The sequence below is a fragment of the Flavobacterium sp. LHD-85 genome (assembly GCF_030929595.1).
In the GTDB taxonomy this organism is placed as follows: Bacteria; Bacteroidota; Bacteroidia; order Flavobacteriales; family Flavobacteriaceae; genus Flavobacterium.
In genome coordinates this window covers 48,376-64,746 of record NZ_JAVFVR010000018.1, presented here as the reverse complement: position 1 = coordinate 64,746, position 16,371 = coordinate 48,376, and the positions used below count along the sequence as shown (strand labels likewise).

Sequence of the window (16,371 nt, the reverse complement as noted above, 5' to 3'; positions counted from 1 at the left end):
AGCGATACTTCTCTAAATAGTTTCTCTCTAATGTTGAATCCTGACTGTTATTTCTCATCGCAACAAAATTTATTAAAGTTAAATTTTGTTACCGAATTATCTAACATTTACAATTTCGACGAAGGAGAAATCACACAAGATATTCCGTAAAGAAAATCGGCAATCTTTGTCGAGTTTCTAGTGTGATTTCTCCTTTCAGTCGAAATGACAAATAGTAGTTTATTTACGACTTACTCCCGCACTTTCAAAACTAGCCATTTCATTTAAGAATGCCTCAGCAGATTTTAAAATAGGAAATGCAACGGCACAGCCAGTTCCTTCTCCCAAACGCAAGTCGAGATTTAAAATAGGTTTTGCTTCTAAATAATTTAGCAATTCTGAATGCGCTTTTTCGGCAGAACAATGACAGAAAACAGCATTTTGTTTGATGTTCGGAGTTATTTTAAAAGCAATCAAGTACGCGACAGTGCAAATAAAACCGTCAACAAGAATCAGCATTTTGTTTTCAAAAGCAGCAAGCATTCCGCCAGCGATTTGAAGAATTTCAAAACCTCCAAAATAGGAGAGTTGCGACATTAAATCTGCTTGACCAGAATAACTTTCAATTGCTTTTTTGAGTAAATTTTGTTTTAGAAGCAGTTTTTCGTTTTGTACTCCAGTTCCTTTTCCGACACAATCTTCAATCGGAAAACCGGTTAAAAGACTCATCAAAACTGAAGCGGTAGAAGTGTTGCCAATTCCCATTTCGCCAAAACCGATACAATTTGAGCCTGATTTTGCAATATTTTCAACAATCGATTTCCCTTTCTCAAAACATAACTGGACTTCAGATTCGCTCATGGCAGGAACATGAAGAAAAGATTGGGTTCCTTTGGCAACTTTTGCATTGATTAATTTTGCGTTGGTTGGGAAATCATAATTCACGCCTGAGTCTACAATTGATAATTCTATATTATTCTGATTGCAAAAAACGTTTATAGCAGCGCCGCCATCCAGAAAATTATTGACCATTTGTCGTGTAACATCTTGCGGATAATCACTTACGCCATGATTTGCGATTCCGTGATCGGCTGCAAAAACAACGATATTGGGTTTTATAATTTTTGGATTCAAAGTTTCGAAAACCGTTGCCATTTGGAAAGCCAAAGCTTCTAAAGTTCCTAAAGAACCAATAGGTTTTGTTTTCGAGTCTATTTTGTCTTGTAAAAGAGCATGGAAATCAGCGTTGTTTTGAATTTTATTTTCTGATTTCAAATCAAACGCAGGAACATTTATTTGATGAATCTTATGGATTTCAGTGCAAATAGGAGCTTCCGATTTTTGTTTCCAATGCAGTTGCTGCAGCATTGGCTGATTGTTATAATTGGTTGCTGGTTTTCCGATACAGAAATAGCCAAGCGGTTCTATATTTTCGGGTAAATCCAGGATTTTTTTAAACTGATAATAATTGAGAATCGAAACCCAACCCATTCCATAACCTTGTTCTGTTAGCGAAAGCCAGATATTCTGTGCCGCGCAAACCGAACTGAATTTCACGGCTTCGTTACTGCCAATTGTTCCAATTGTAAATTGATTGAGAACCGAGCGATCATAGGCAATTACAAGTCCGATCGGCGCTTCTTCGATTGCTTCGAGTTTAAGCGATCTATAGAGTTCTTTTTGTTCTGGATTGTCTGTAAGTTCTTCGGCTTTTTTATTGTAATCTAAAAAAAGCTTTTTAATAGACGTTTTAACTTCATCTGATTTAATGAGATAATATCTAGTAGCATCGGTCAGCCCGACAGACGGCGCCCAATGTCCGGCCTGTAAAGCTTTTTGGATTACTTCATCAGGAACGTCATCAGCTGTAAAATGTCGTGTGTCGCGGCGGGATTTTAATATATCGTCTAAATTGCTCATTTCTTTAAATTCCAATTTTTAAACTCCAAATTCCAAATCTGAAAAAGGAAAGATTCTAGTAAAGGTAAAGCATAGCTTTGGAATTTGGAGTTTAAAACTTGGAATTTCGTTTCAATTTATTGGAATTTGGAATTTTTTGTATTGGAATTTATCCTTTTATTTTCACCGGAATTCCAGAAACCATCAATACAACTTCATCGGCATTTGCTGCAAGAAATTGATTCATCCAGCCTTGAAGTTCAACAAATTTTCTTCCGATATGCGTTTCTGCATGAACACCCATACCGATTTCATTTGTTACAATAATGATATTCGCGTTTTCGTGTTTTGCAATGGCAAGAAATTCTTTTTTAGCTTCTTCCAGACTTAACTCTACATCATTTTTAGTATCGATAAAAAAATTAGTAAGCCAAAGCGTTACACAGTCAATTAAGGCAGTTTTTCCAGAAAAATCAATTTCACTTAAATATTTTTCTTTCTCAATATTCGTCCAGTTTTCGTCTCGTTCCTGCTGATGCCGATCAATTCGATTTTGAAAATCAGCATCCCATTTTCGGGCAGTCGCTACATATATAGGAGAGCCGGAAAGTTCTAAAGCAAGTTTCTGTGCATAACCACTTTTTCCAGAGCGCTCACCGCCAGTTATTAAGTAAATCATTTTTGTTAATTATGAGTTTTGAATTATGAATTATGAGTTTGGAAAGTTATAAATTAATTATGAAGGCCAACTCATAATTCATAATTTATAACTCATAACTCCTAATACGGGCAATGTCGGCAATTATTTCCGCAGCAGGTTCCTCTTTTTAAATGAAACCAAGCCTTAAAAACATAATTGCCATTTTCGATATAGTAATCGATTCCCTCAATTAAATTATCAGTTTTAGGTAAAAGCATTGCTTTATTATTAAGCGCTTTTTTTGGAGTTACGGTTTCGATATAAGCGTCAATTTTATCTTCGCAGGCTTCTTTAAAACATGCCGGGCATAGGCAATCGCCTCCTTCAGAAAGATTGAAAATAGGAGGGTAATCATTACACCAGCACTTATTTTCAGATGAAATGTCGCCACATGAAAAAGCGGCTTCACAACTGGAGCAAATTTTTGTTTTTGGTGTACTCATTAAATAAAAGGCTATTTGTTTAAATTTGTACGAATAAAGGTAAACAAAAAAAATAGAAATTGATTTACCTTTGTTGCCATACAAAACACAAAATATGAAATATTTTTTCCATAAATTACCAGTCGTTTTTTTACTTTTTATAGTAGTTGGATGTAAAAAGAATGAAACGCGAGATACTGTAAAATCTACCGTTGCTAAAGAAAGCATCGAATTTGCATCTGGGCTTTCAATTGTAAAAAAAGAAGGCTATTCGATTGTAAATGTGGTAAATCCGTGGCCAAATGCTAAGGGGGAATTTACTTATATTTTGGAAGAAAAAGACGTACAGATTCCGGACAGTTTAAAAAAATATCCCTCAATAAAAGTTCCGTTAGAATCTGTTGTGGTAACTTCAACAACAAATATTCCTTTTTTAGAAATGTTGGAAGTTGAGAATAAATTGGTCGGATTTCCACATACGGATTATATTTCTTCAGAAAAAACAAGAGCATTAATTGACAAAGGTTCTGTGAAAAACGTTGGACAAAATGAAAAACTGAATATCGAACAATTAATAGAATTATCGCCAGATTTGATTGTGACATTTGGTGTTGACAATAATAATCCGATGCTGGATAATTTGAAAAAAAGCGGTTTAAAAGTACTTATTCAAGGCGATTGGATGGAACAGTCTCCGCTAGGAAAAGCCGAATGGATTAAACTTTACGGCGCTTTATTTGGAAAAGAAGAAAAAGCAAAGGAACTTTTTGATAAAATCGTAGAAAGCTACAATCAGGCAAAAAAACTGGTTGAAGAGAAACCAGCAACTTCAAAAGTGTTATATGGCTCTATGTATGAAGATGTTTGGTATGTTGCCAAAGGAAACAGCTGGGTGGCGCAGTTTATGAAAGATGCAAAATCTAATTATTTATGGGCAGATTTAAAAGGAACGGGAAGTGAAGGTTTGTCTTTTGAGCAAGTGTTAGATAAGGCAAAAACAGCTAATATATGGATTGCTTCTGGATCTTTTAAAAGTTTGGATGAATTACAAAAAGCAAATCCGCATTATGGAGAATTTGACGCTTTTAAAAATAAAACGGTATATAATTTTGAAGGAAAGCTTGGAGCAACTGGCGGAACAGTTTATTATGAACTAGCACCAAGCCGTCCCGATTTAGTTTTAAAAGATTATATCAAGATTTTTCATCCAGATTTACTGGCAGGTTACGAATTTACTTTTGCATCAAAACTGAATTAAATTGGCGAATAAAAAACGAAATACCATTTTATTTGTCGTTTTGGCTTTAGGATTTTTGCTAATGTTTTTTGCGAGCATTAGTTTAGGGTCGGTTACAATTCCGCTAAAAGATGTTGTAGCCAGTTTAACAGGAGGTCAGGCAACAAAATCGACTTGGGAATATATTATTATTAATTACCGTCTTCCTAAAACCATCACCGCAGTTTTAGCAGGAACAGGACTTTCAATGAGCGGACTTTTGATGCAGACTTTGTTTCGAAACCCGCTAGCAGAACCTTATGTTTTAGGGTTAAGTTCTGGAGCTAGCTTAGGTGTTGCTTTTGTAATTTTGGGAGCAGGATTTCTGCCTTCATTTTTAAGTGTAATTGCATTGTCTTCTTACGCAATCGTTTTGGCATCTACTTTAGGAAGTACATTGGTTCTTTTTTTAGTTCTAATTGTTTCGCAAAGATTACGGAATACAATGGCAATCTTGATTGTGGGACTGATGTTTGGAAGTTTTAGCACGGCAATCGTAAGCATTCTGACTTACTTTAGCACGGCAGAACAGCTTCAGAAATTTACTTTTTGGACAATGGGAAACCTCGGAAATCTTTCATGGACAAACATTGGAATTTTAATTTTCTGCGTTGGAATTGGATTACTTTTGAGTGCCAAAAGTATCAAACCATTAAACGCTTTGCTGCTTGGAGAAAATTATGCCAAAAGCATGGGATTGAATTTTAAACAGGCTAGGTTAATAATTATATTGGCAACCAGCTTATTATCAGGAGCTATTACCGCATTTGTAGGGCCAATTGCATTTATCGGTTTGGCTGTGCCTCATATTGCAAAACTGACTTTTCAGACTAGCAATCATACTATTTTATTTTGGAGCACTTTATTTTTTGGCTCTATAATAATGCTGTTTTGTGATATTGTTTCTCAAATGCCTGGTTATGATGTCACGCTTCCAATAAATGCAGTTACCTCTATTATTGGTGCGCCGGTTGTTATTTGGCTGGTAATGAGAAAAAGAAATTTTTAAGTAAAGTATTACAAAAAAAGCAATATCTTAGTTTTTTAAACACATAGATACATAGTTTTAAAAGCCGATTAAAGGCGTTTCACTTTTTGCAACAATCATAGTTTTGCAAGAATAAATAAGACGATGTTCTACTTATAAAAAGACTATGATTACCCAAAAATTTTTAGATGAATTAACTTATACTGTTATTGGAGCATGTATTGAGGTGCATAAGGAAATTGGAAAAGGGTTACTTGAAAATGTTTATCATCAATGTTTGAAAGAAGAACTTAGATGTCGAAATATAATTTTTGTTTCCGAAATGAAAGTTCCTCTAATTTACAAAGGCAAAGAAATAAACGCAGATTTCAAATGTGATTTATTAGTAGAGAATTGTTTAGTTGTAGAATTAAAAGCAACATCAGAATTAAATCCTATATATGAAGCGCAATTAATGACTTATATGAAACTTTTAAAAGCGCCTAAAGGCATTTTGATTAATTTTAATTGTTTTAATATTTTTAAAGAAGGTCAAAAGACATTTGTAAATGAATATTTCAAATTGTTGCCAAAGTTTTAGGCTCAAAGGCTATGTGTTAATTTACGAGTAAATTTTCAGATAAACTTTTAAATAAAAAAATAGAAATCTATGTTTCTATGTGTTTAAATAACAACCATAATGATTAGAAGTATTTTAAAGACATCAAATTTAAACATTGGATATAAATCCAAGAAAGGAGTTACGACTATTGCTGAGAATCTTAATCTTAATCTTGAAGCGGGTAAATTAATTACTTTGATAGGAGCAAACGGAATTGGAAAGTCAACTTTACTGCGAACGATTACTGGAATCCAGAAACCTTTATCAGGAAATGTTTATTTAAACGAAAGAAATATTTCAGACTATCAGCCTCTAGAATTGGCGCAAAATCTCAGTTTGGTTTTAACCGAAAAACTGCCACCGAGTAATCTTTCTGTTTTTGAATTGGTTGCTCTGGGTCGTCAGCCTTATACCAATTGGGTTGATAAATTGTCTGATGAAGATGTTTTGAAAGTTCAGGAAGCGATGAATTTGACGCAAATCGAACATTTCGCTTCAAAAAAGCATTTTCAAATTAGCGATGGACAATTGCAAAAAGTTTTAATTGCAAGAGCTTTGGCACAAGATACGCCATTAATTATTCTAGACGAACCAACAACACATCTTGATTTATTGCATAAAGTTTCCTTATTTAAATTATTAAAGAAACTAACACAAGAAACTCAAAAATGCATTTTGTTTTCGACACACGATATCGATCTGGCTATTCAATTAAGTGATGAAATGATTATCATGACACCAGAAAATATAGTGCAAGATCAGCCTTGTAATTTAATTTCGAATGGAAGTTTCAGCAATTTGTTCAAAGACGAGTATATTGTTTTTGATGCTGAAAAAGGGAAATTTATTGTGAGTTAATATTTCGGCTGTCCTGCAAGGTTTTTAAAACCTTGTAGGTCTTAACTTCAGATCTTAGCTAAAAATATAAATACCTACAAGGTTTTAAAAACCTTGCAGGAAATCGAGATTATTTCTTCAGTCCAATTTGTCTCTTCGCTTCTCCAACCACAAAAGCAACCGAATTAGCGATATTAAAACTGCGAATAAGCGGTGACATCGGAATCGTTAAATGATTTTCGAATCTTGCCATAAATTCTTTGCTCAAACCAACGCTTTCTTTCCCGAAAACCAGCCAGTCACCATCTTGAAATTCGTTTTCTAAATAAGATTTATCAGAATGCGAACTCATTAAAAAAACGCGAGAATGATCTGGAATCTGTGCAATCCATTCTTCTACATTTTGGTATTCCGTCACATCAAGATGAACCCAATAATCCAATCCGGAACGTTTTAGGTTTTTGTCATTAATCACAAATCCGAAAGGATGAATTAAATGAAGACGGCTTTCCGTACCTACGCACAATCTGCCGATATTTCCGGTATTATTTGGTATTTCTGGTTCGACAAGAACAACGTTTAACATCTTTTTTTAGTTATGAATTATGAGTTATAAGTTATGAGTTTCTGGAAATTATCTAATAGGCACATTTTCTAATTATCTAATTATCTAATTGAAAATCGGAAACTTCTAAAACTTCACCTGCTTTTAGATTTTGCAAATATACATTTCCTATTCGAACGCGAACAAGACGCAGCGTTGGAAAACCAACTGCGGCGGTCATTTTTCTAACCTGACGAAATTTTCCTTCTCTTACTGTGATGGATGCCCAAGAGGTTGGGCCATGGCGTTCGTCTCTTATTTTTTTGGCTCTTGGTCCAAAATCTGGAATTTCTGTAACAATAGATGCTTTGCAGCGTTTCGTTTTGTATTTTCCGCCGTCAAGTCCAATTTCGACACCATTTTGCAATTGTTCAATTGCTTCTGGCGTAATTAATCCGTCAACCTGAACGTAATATTCTTTGTCGACCTTTTTGCTTCGCACAAGTTCACTCATATTTCCGTCAGTTGTCAGTAAGAGCAAACCTTCAGAATCTTCGTCCAATCTTCCAATTGCCATTGTTCCATTTGGGAAATCGTGCAATTCGCCCAAAAGCTTTTTCCTTCTTTTTAATTCATAAATAAATTGGCTTAAGTAACCGTAAGGTTTAAAAAGAATGAAGTGTCGGTGCATTTTTAATTTTTTGCAAAGATAGTTTCTTTCTTAAACTAAATCTTATAACTGCTTTTCAGATTTCATTTTTTTCAGCCATTGATAAACAAACCAAATTACAGTTACGGTAAAAATGACAATTAAAACTGAATAATAGTTTTCGAAGAAAGTATGGAAATAGCTTCCAATTAAAATATAAGCAGAAGCCATACAAAGTTTGATTAAGATAAATTCAGAATTAGACCAGCTCGTTTTGATTTTAAAGAAATTCATAATTATTTAAGGTTGTTAAGTTGCTTTGAATAAAGGTAGTAAATAAAAAAACAGATGGCAATTATAAAAGAAAGCGATATGAAGTCATAATTTTTTGACGGCTGGAATTCGTAATATTATAAAGTATTTAATGTAAAAAAGAATAATGCCATGGAAACAAATGATTTAGGAACAAAAAAGATAAACGGGACACAAAAGAATATTGATGAATCTAAAGGAAAAAATGTCTCGCATGATAAAGAATTAAAAGAAGCCAAATTGAATAAAGAATTGGTAACAGACGCAGACGGAGATAAAAAGATTGTGGAGCGAGCCCGAAACGAGAATGAAGATATTTATAAAGCTCTCCATCAAATAAATCCAGATAATCCAAATGCAAATCGTGGAGTGGAAACGGAGGATGAAGCAAATAAAACAGTAGAGAATAAAGATCGTAATTCTGATATAACGCCAAATCGATATCCGAACTCACATCCCGATAATCATAAAGATCGTGGGAATATGAAATTGGACGAAGAGGAATAAGACAATACAAAATTTAAAACAAAATTGAGTCAATAAAATGTCAAATAACATAAGATTAGCGGTTCGCGTTAATGTTATTTTAAACTCTTTTCAAAGCTTTTGTATCGGTTGAGATCTTCGTAAATTAGAGGAATCAATTTAAAAACATATATAAAATGGCACTTTTAGAAAACAAAGTAGCTTTTGTATCTGGTGGTGGTTCAGGAATTGGACGCGCAGTGGCAGAAGCCTACGCTCGAGAAGGAGCAAAAGTAGTAGTAGCTGATATAAATGTAGAACACGGTGAAGAAACCGTAAAAACGATAAAGGAAAAAGGTGGAGAAGCTTTTTTCATAAAAGGGGATTCGTCTAGTGCAGCCGACAATAAACATATGGTTGAGGTGACAGTTTCTAAATATGGCCGATTGGACATTGCTTGCAACAATGCAGGAATGGGAGGACCGGCAAAACCAACTGGAGAATATGAGCCAGAAGCTTGGGATAAAGTGATTGCATTAAACTTAAGCGGTGTTTTTTATGCCTGCCGTTACCAATTGGAGCAAATGGAGAAAAATGGTGGAGGAAGCATTGTAAATATTGCTTCAATTCACGGACAGGTAGCCGCGCCAAATAGCGTTGCATACACAGCAAGTAAACATGGTGTGGTAGGTTTGACAAAAAATATAGCAGTAGAATATGCGCAGAAAAATATTCGATGTAATGCCGTAGGACCAGGTTATATTGAAACAGCACTTTTAAAAGATAATTTAAATAAAGAAATGATGCAGGCCGTTGCAGCAAAATCTGCAATGAACCGTTTAGGAACTGCAGAAGAGGTTGCCGAGTTGGTCGTTTTTCTAAATTCTGACAAATCATCATTTACAACAGGAAGTTATATTATTGCCGATGGAGGTTATACCGCGGTATAATAATTTTTTTAAAGAATACTATTTTGAATTAGTAAAAGCAGTAAGCGAAAGTTTGCTGCTTTTTTGTTTTTGAACCTATGTTATTTGTAGGAAACATAGTGTTTTAAGGGCTTTCGTTGGTTTTGTGTTGTTTTGAAGAATGTTTTGTTTTGTAGCTTTTTTGTTGGTTATATTTTAGTATATTTAGTGTTGTGTTAAGTTTTGATGAAAAATATTTATAAAAATCTAAACGTTAAGTTTATGTTTTTGTAATATTCGCTTAACTTTAAAGACTATAAATTTGAACTCTAAAAACTCTATTTTTTAACGTATGAAAAAACTTTACTTTTCGCGCCTTTTGGCTCTTTTATGTTTTTTTTGTTGCATCTCTGGAGATCTTTTTGCCCAGACAAATCCAACGCCCCAAACGCTACCTATAGATCAAAGATTTATTGGATTCGCTGCAAACTCTACTACTTATCCAGCTGGTTTTCAGGGATGGTTGGTGAGTTCAAGTCAAAACACATCAACTTATAGTACAGCATTGTCTGGCGATAGAGCTTTAATAGCTAGCAGTACGGCATTTACTACTAGCGGAAACATCCATAATTTTGATGGTAAAATAGGTTTTTTAAATACTACTAGTGCAGATTTTGCAATTGGCTTCGCATTTTCAAGTTCTGGTATTACAGGTGTTAGAGTTGAATACGATGCTATGGTTATACGAAATCCTTATGATGGAACAGCCAATTATCGTCTTCAAGAAATGGCTTTACAGTATAGAGTTGGAGTTAGTGGGCCTTTTATCACTTTACCTTCAACAGCTTATATTAATAATAGTACAACACCGCAACTTACAGCAGTTACTAATCCGTTAGATAATATTGTTAAAAGAATTGGTGTTACGTTGCCAAGTGAGTGTGATAACCAAGTAGTGGTTCAAATAAGATGGATTGCAAGATTAGCTTCAGGAACTTCGGGTTCCCGCCAATCTTATGCAATAGATAATATTACTATTGAAAAAGATATACTAGCTCCAGTTAATAGTTCTGGTTATCCAAAAGCGGCTAATGTTTTAGGATTAAGTTTCGATTTTATTAATAAAATAAATGAAATAGGAAAAACATACTATGTTTTGCTTCCAGGAGGTAGTGCAGAACCAACGGTTGCACAAATAAAAGCAGGACAAGATTCAAATGGAACTCCAGCGTTGCAATCAGGAGTATTTGACGTTAGAAATTCTGATTTGGAATATGTAAAGAGTTTTACAGGATTGCCTTTAAGTACAGCATATTCGGTTTTTTCTATCTCAGAAGATGTTGTTGGAAATGTTCAGGCATCGGTTAATAAAGTAGATGTGACAACACTAAGTGTGATGCCTCCTGCTATATCTCCATCTATTTCTGCATTAAATTTGGGGGGTACTGAACCAAATTTTGATCCTTTAACAAAAAGCTATCAGATAGGAGCTTCAGATCTTACGGCGAATGTAGTGCTTACAGCTTCAGGGAATTTTACTATTTCAAAAGATAACGTGGCATTCTCAACATCTTTAACATTTGTTCCCACTGATTTTGATTCTAATGCAACGCCAACAGTTTATGTAAAATTTACCCCAACTTCAGTTGGCAGTTTTACAGGTACAATAACTCATGAAACAACTGGAGGTACAACTAAGACAGTTAATCTGACAGCTCTTGGAGTAAATCCTTTTGTACAGAATTTTGATGATGCAAATGTTTTTGCAAATAGTAAATGGTCACAATATAATGAGGCTGGACCAATAAACAAATGGGCTTATACGAATCAGTCACGTAATGTTAACTCTGGAACTGGAGCTGTTTTAATGAACGGATTTTCGGATAGTGGCGCAAGTAAAGATTGGCTGATTTCTCCAAGATTACGTTTAGATGGTTTTACTCAAATTCCATTATTATCTTTTTATTCTCGTCAATTTTATGATGGGCCATCTTTAAAATTAATGGTTTCAACCAATTATGATGGAGTAAGTGATCCAAATACTGCAACATGGACACTGATAAATGGAAGATTTCCGCAAGATACAGGAAGTTATGTGAAATCTGAATATATAAATTTATCAGCTTATAAAACAGATCACACTTATTTGGCTTGGGTTTACGAAACCACTTCTGGCGGAAATGATAATGCTGCGGAATGGTCTTTTGATGATTTTGCTATTATTGATGAATCAAAATATGTGGATTCTAACCCGCGTTTAGATTTTGCAGATGTAAGTCCAAATACGGTTTCTGCTAGTCAAACTTTTGTTTTTGCAGCAGCAGGCTATGGCGATATCACTATTGTAGCTCCCGCTTCTTACGAATTGTCATTAGATAATATTTCATTTTCATCAAGCATTATTATTGCTGCAGCAGATGCATTAACCGGAAAAACAGTTTATGCAAGATTTGCGCCAACAGCAAAAGAACCAACAATTTCTGGTGTGTTGAACATTACAGGAACATCGCTAAACAAGCAAATTGGCTTATTTACGGGATCATCTATTCTAAAGGTGGATACTTTTGATGTAGTAACTTATAACTTAGAGTTTTTTGGTTCTGATGTTAAAGATAAAACTGGTAAAGAATTTGGACCAACAAATGATGCGTTGCAAATAGAAAACGTGGCCAAAGTAATGAACAAATTAAACGCAGATGTTTATGTAGTTCAGGAAGTTTCTGATGATCCTTCAATTGATGCTTTAATTCAGAAAATTAATATCAATGGGAAAACATTTGATAAAGTAGTTTCAACTTCTTGGTCTTATTCATTTCAGGCTCTAGACCCCTATTTTCCGCCTCAAAAATTAGTAGTGCTTTATAATACGCAAACTATAACTGTAAAAAGTACAAAAGTATTGTTTAAAGATTTGTACGATCAAATTCGCTTAAACACTGTGGTTTTAACAGGTTATCCGGGAACAGATACTCCACAAGAAAACGATGATAGTTTTTTCTCATCAGGTCGTCTTCCTTTTTTGGTTCAAGTTGAAGCTAATATTGGCGGAATTAAGAAAGAGCTTAACTTAATTGATCTTCACGCACGCGCAAACAGTGGAACTGATATTTCAAAATACAATCAGCGTAAATATGATATTGATTACCTGAAAGATGCATTAGATGCTGAATATCCAGATGTGAATTTAATTCTTTTAGGAGATTTTAATGATGATGTAAAAGCTTGGGTTGGAAATGCAAATACAGCTTCGTCTTATAAGAAATTTGTAGATGACAGTACTAATTATAATGCTTTAACATGGGATATTAGTCAAGCTGGAGCTTATAGTTTCTTAAGTTCACAAGGATTTTTAGATCACATCTTAATTTCGAATGAATTGAATGATGATTATATCACTAATTCGATTGCTGTATACGATCCAAGAAATGATATTGCAAATTATACCACAACAACATCAGATCATGGACCAGTAATTGCTCGTTTCGAATTAAAACAAGATGTACTTTCTACGCCAGATTTTGGGAAGAATAAATATTTCGTAAAAGCTTATCCGAATCCTGCAACAGATGTTTTGAATTTTGATGTAAAAACTACGCAAGGAAGAGATCTAAAAATCAGATTATACGATTTTAATGGTCGTGTGATTGGAAACCCAATCAGCGTTAAGAATGAATCTGAAGTTAGTACCGCAGTTGTTGCTGTTGGTAATTTAGTTTCTGGAGTTTATTTCTACACGGTTACAGAAAATAATAAAGTGATTTTTAAAGATAAAATCATCAAGAAATAAAAATCGATTATAAAGCAGAAAAGGCAGTCAATTTAAGACTGCCTTTTTTTATATAAATACTTTTTTCAATTCCTCTAAATCAATTTTACTTTGATCTGAAAAGTTAAAGAAATAATCTAATTGCCATTTTTGCGTTTTCTGCGCTTGTTTACTTGTAGTTTCATCCCAAGGTGGATAAACTCTTGTAGCTCTTATTCCTTCTTTATTTTGAGTCGAAAAAATACCTTTTTCTACTAGGATTTTTTTCGGAAAAATAAATTGTCCCCAATTCTGATCTTTTCGAACAGTGACAATTACAAAATCAATATTATCTGAATAATCAAAAGGTTCAATGATTCCAGATAGATTTCGTTTCCATAAAGTAACAAACTGCCCTGTTTTAGTTGGGGTAATTTTAGCTTCTCTATAGCAGATATTTTTGTGGTTTATTTGAAAACGAAATGCGCTATATTCTTCGCTTTCGTTTTCCTTTTGTAAAGAAGTTATTTGCAAATCAGCTTTATCAAAAATATTTTCTTTACTCAATAGTAAATCAGGAGAACCAATGGTAGAATTCATAAAAATCTATTCTAAAAATAGTTTAAAAATTACTACAAATTTACTTTAAAAGTTAACATTCAGTCCAAAATTTAATCCCCATTGGAACTGGTTGAAAGACTGACTGTTTAATGGATTGATATAATAGTTTACGGCAGGCTCAACAAAAACATTGGTCTTTTTGTACACACGATATTGAACCGTACTGCTCAAAGTAGAACCATAAACATAATCATTGGCATTCATATTTTCTCCAATAGAATGTCCGTCTAGAGCCACATTGTTAGAAATTAATTTACCTACAAAACCTCCAGTGTTTAGGTTAATGCTGGCTTTATTTTTATTAAAAACAGCATAAGAAACTTCAAGCGGCATCTCTACATATCTTAAATTCTGATCCAATTTACCAGTTTGTACATTTTCATTTTTCATGGCTTCTTTTGTGCTATTTGAAACAAAAAAATATTCCTGTCTTGATGGATCTGATGACGCAACTGGACTACTGTCGGCATATGAAGCGGCAGGAGCAAAAAATGCATTGTTTTTGGCACTTACGTACGATACATTGGCAACGCTTTGTCCCAATTCGCTAATTTTTAAACCAGAACCAACAGCCCATTTTTTGTTAATGCTGTATTTTGTTTTTACACCATAAGAATTAGATTGTTTAGAATCGTTTACGTTACCCAATGTTTTTTCGTTCTTGGTATTTTCAGAACTTGCAACACCAGCAAAAACGGCAACAGCCCATCTTTCTTTTTTATTGATCAAATTGTCTTTTTTCTCTTTTTCTTCTTTTTCCTTTTCCGGACTTAAAATTCCTTTTTCTAAATTCTGAAGTTCAGCTAGTTGTACAGAATCGGTTTTGCTCAAACTGTTGGTAATTTTTAGATCATCTTTTATGATAACTGCTTTGTCAGTACGCTTATTCTCATTTTTGCCCGAAATCGAATTGTTAGAATTATAGGCGTTGCTGTTTGTAAAAGCGTTATTATTTGCAGAATAGCGCTGATTATTGAAGGCAAGATTTTTATTGTTTTTCGGAGCAATCTGCTCTTCAAAAATAGAATTTGAAAGCTGTTTTTTTGCTGTTGAATTAAATTTGCTTTGTTTGCCAAATGCAATTCGTTCCTCAGAAATATTTTTATTTGAAGATTTTGCATTATTTCCTAAAACGGATTTTTTAGAAGATTTTAGAATCGATTTTTCTTCTGATGAACCCGAATTTTGATAGGCAATAGATTGGTTTGGAGTATTTGCTGGAACTCCTGCATTAGATTTTTTAGAAGATTTTGCAATCGGTTTTTCTTCTGATGAACCCGAATTTTGATAAGCAATAGATTGGTTCGGGGCATTTGCCGGAACTGCTGTGCTAGATTTTTTAGAAGATTTTTGATTCGATTTATTTTCTGATGAAATAGAATTCTGAAATGCAACAGATTGGTTTGGAGTGTTAGCCGAATTTGGCACACTGTATTTAGAATCTTTTTTACTGGTTTTGCTTTTAGAATTTGTCTCAGCTACAGAAGTCTCTTCAAATTGATTTTTCGGTTCATTATTAAATTGGTTCTTTGTAGAATTTTCATTTAAAGAATCAATTGTTTTGTTCGTATTTTTATTGTTGTCCTTAATGTCATTTGTGTTTTTATCAAGAACAATGCTATTATTGTTTTCTGAACCACCATTGTTAAATTTGGCATTTTCAGATGAATCAGTAAAATGTAAAATTGAAGGCAGAAGCAACCCCAATAATAAGCATGCAGCAGCCGACCACCAAAGAACAACTCGTTTCTTCTTTTTAGGTTTGTCTAATTTTTCTTCAATCTGACTCCATAATTCTGGAGGCGGAACACTCGAAAAGTCTTCCATTGATGAAAAAATATCTTCTATTTTGTGCTTCTTCATGCTGTTTTAAAATTTTTTATGCTCAAAATTCGCTTTTGTAATATGTGTTTGGCGCGATTTAAATTTGATTTTGATGTCCCTTCGGAGATTTTTAAGAGTTCGGCGATTTCTCTGTGTTTCATTTTTTCAAATACATACAAGTTAAAAACCGTTCGATATTGATCTGGCAAATCCCTAATGTACTCCAGCAGTTTTTCCTGTTCTATTGGAATTGTTTCCAGTTCCTCTTCTTCCACAAAGTCGGTATCGGGATCAAAAACATCCAAAAAGAAACTCTCTTTTTTCTTTTTGTTTAAAGTCTCGATGAGTTTGTTTATAAAAATCCGTTTTAACCAACCTTCAAAACTTCCTTCAAATTTATATTGGCTTATTTTCTGAAACGCAATTACAAAAGCTTCTTGAAAAACATCTTTCGCATCATCTTCGTTTTTCATATATTTCAAACATATGCCATACAAAACAGGAGAGAACAACTGATAGATTTTCAGCTGTCCCTCTCTGTCATTTTTCATGCACAGTTTGATATATTTTTCTAACTCGTCTTTCAAGAAATGGTTTAAAT

Annotated in this window: 16 protein-coding genes; 7 read left to right on the top strand and 9 right to left on the bottom strand. The window is 33.8% G+C overall.

From position 1 onward, the window contains the following. Nucleotides 1–219: 219 nt before the first annotated feature. From cobT to RB618_RS22250, 3 genes are all read right to left on the bottom strand, one after another. Nucleotides 220–1,899, bottom strand: coding sequence for a nicotinate-nucleotide--dimethylbenzimidazole phosphoribosyltransferase (gene cobT / locus RB618_RS22260; protein ID WP_308070827.1), 1,680 nt, complete (start codon nt 1,897–1,899; stop codon nt 220–222). A gap of 148 nt (nt 1,900–2,047) precedes the next feature. Further along, nucleotides 2,048–2,557, bottom strand: a complete 510-nt coding sequence (gene cobU, locus RB618_RS22255; protein ID WP_308070826.1) for a bifunctional adenosylcobinamide kinase/adenosylcobinamide-phosphate guanylyltransferase — start codon at nt 2,555–2,557, stop codon at nt 2,048–2,050. Between the two features lie 101 nt (nt 2,558–2,658). Continuing rightward, nucleotides 2,659–3,021 carry a DUF5522 domain-containing protein gene (locus RB618_RS22250; RefSeq protein ID WP_308070825.1) on the bottom strand — a complete coding sequence of 121 codons (363 nt, stop codon included), beginning with the start codon at nt 3,019–3,021 and terminating at the stop codon, nt 2,659–2,661. A 94-nt stretch (nt 3,022–3,115) separates the two neighbouring features. Between RB618_RS22250 and RB618_RS22245 the strand changes: the two genes are divergently transcribed. The 4 genes from RB618_RS22245 (at nt 3,116) to RB618_RS22230 (ending at nt 6,723) form a co-directional block, all read left to right on the top strand. Then, nucleotides 3,116–4,258 (top strand): ABC transporter substrate-binding protein, encoded by a 1,143-nt coding sequence (locus RB618_RS22245; RefSeq protein WP_308070824.1) that lies wholly within the window; start codon nt 3,116–3,118, stop codon nt 4,256–4,258. 1 nt (nt 4,259) lies between these two features. Continuing rightward, a complete protein-coding gene (locus RB618_RS22240; RefSeq protein WP_374121159.1) occupies nt 4,260–5,285 on the top strand; it encodes a FecCD family ABC transporter permease in 1,026 nt (341 codons plus the stop codon). Between the two features lie 145 nt (nt 5,286–5,430). Next, nucleotides 5,431–5,844 (top strand): GxxExxY protein, encoded by a 414-nt coding sequence (locus RB618_RS22235; protein WP_308070823.1) that lies wholly within the window; start codon nt 5,431–5,433, stop codon nt 5,842–5,844. A gap of 102 nt (nt 5,845–5,946) precedes the next feature. Next, complete coding sequence (locus tag RB618_RS22230) at nt 5,947–6,723, top strand: ABC transporter ATP-binding protein (RefSeq protein ID WP_308070828.1); 777 nt, start codon at nt 5,947–5,949, stop codon at nt 6,721–6,723. Nucleotides 6,724–6,832: 109 nt separating this feature from the next. Here the strand turns inward: RB618_RS22230 and RB618_RS22225 are convergent, their stop codons facing one another. The 3 genes from RB618_RS22225 to RB618_RS22215 all read right to left on the bottom strand — a co-directional run bounded on the left by RB618_RS22225 (nt 6,833) and on the right by RB618_RS22215 (nt 8,189). Beyond that, nucleotides 6,833–7,288 (bottom strand): tRNA (cytidine(34)-2'-O)-methyltransferase, encoded by a 456-nt coding sequence (locus RB618_RS22225; protein ID WP_053474310.1) that lies wholly within the window; start codon nt 7,286–7,288, stop codon nt 6,833–6,835. Between the two features lie 76 nt (nt 7,289–7,364). Next, entirely contained in the window at nt 7,365–7,937 is a 573-nt protein-coding gene (locus RB618_RS22220) for a pseudouridine synthase (protein WP_308070822.1), read from the bottom strand. Between the two features lie 42 nt (nt 7,938–7,979). Continuing rightward, nucleotides 7,980–8,189: a hypothetical protein gene (locus RB618_RS22215; RefSeq protein WP_308070821.1), complete on the bottom strand. Its 210-nt coding sequence runs from the start codon at nt 8,187–8,189 to the stop codon at nt 7,980–7,982. 150 nt (nt 8,190–8,339) lie between these two features. On the opposite strand from RB618_RS22215, the gene RB618_RS22210 reads away from it, so the two are divergent. The 3 genes from RB618_RS22210 to RB618_RS22200 all read left to right on the top strand — a co-directional run bounded on the left by RB618_RS22210 (nt 8,340) and on the right by RB618_RS22200 (nt 13,367). After that, entirely contained in the window at nt 8,340–8,714 is a 375-nt protein-coding gene (locus RB618_RS22210; protein ID WP_308070820.1) for a hypothetical protein, read from the top strand. A gap of 155 nt (nt 8,715–8,869) precedes the next feature. Further along, a complete protein-coding gene (locus RB618_RS22205) occupies nt 8,870–9,622 on the top strand; it encodes a glucose 1-dehydrogenase (RefSeq protein ID WP_308070819.1) in 753 nt (250 codons plus the stop codon). Nucleotides 9,623–9,932: 310 nt separating this feature from the next. Continuing rightward, nucleotides 9,933–13,367, top strand: coding sequence for a T9SS-dependent choice-of-anchor J family protein (locus tag RB618_RS22200; protein WP_308070818.1), 3,435 nt, complete (start codon nt 9,933–9,935; stop codon nt 13,365–13,367). A gap of 48 nt (nt 13,368–13,415) precedes the next feature. Here the strand turns inward: RB618_RS22200 and RB618_RS22195 are convergent, their stop codons facing one another. Genes RB618_RS22195 through RB618_RS22185 form a run of 3 tightly spaced genes read right to left on the bottom strand, consistent with a single transcriptional unit; the run spans nt 13,416 to nt 16,321 of the window. After that, nucleotides 13,416–13,925 carry a MepB family protein gene (locus RB618_RS22195; RefSeq protein WP_308070817.1) on the bottom strand — a complete coding sequence of 170 codons (510 nt, stop codon included), beginning with the start codon at nt 13,923–13,925 and terminating at the stop codon, nt 13,416–13,418. Nucleotides 13,926–13,970: 45 nt separating this feature from the next. Next, a complete protein-coding gene (locus tag RB618_RS22190; RefSeq protein ID WP_308070816.1) occupies nt 13,971–15,809 on the bottom strand; it encodes a hypothetical protein in 1,839 nt (612 codons plus the stop codon). Next, the gene (locus RB618_RS22185) at nt 15,806–16,321 is read right to left on the bottom strand and encodes an RNA polymerase sigma factor (protein WP_374121158.1); all 516 of its coding nucleotides are present in this window, start codon (nt 16,319–16,321) and stop codon (nt 15,806–15,808) included. The genes RB618_RS22190 and RB618_RS22185 overlap by 4 nt, the downstream gene beginning before the upstream one ends. Between the last annotated feature and the right edge of the window lie 50 nt (nt 16,322–16,371).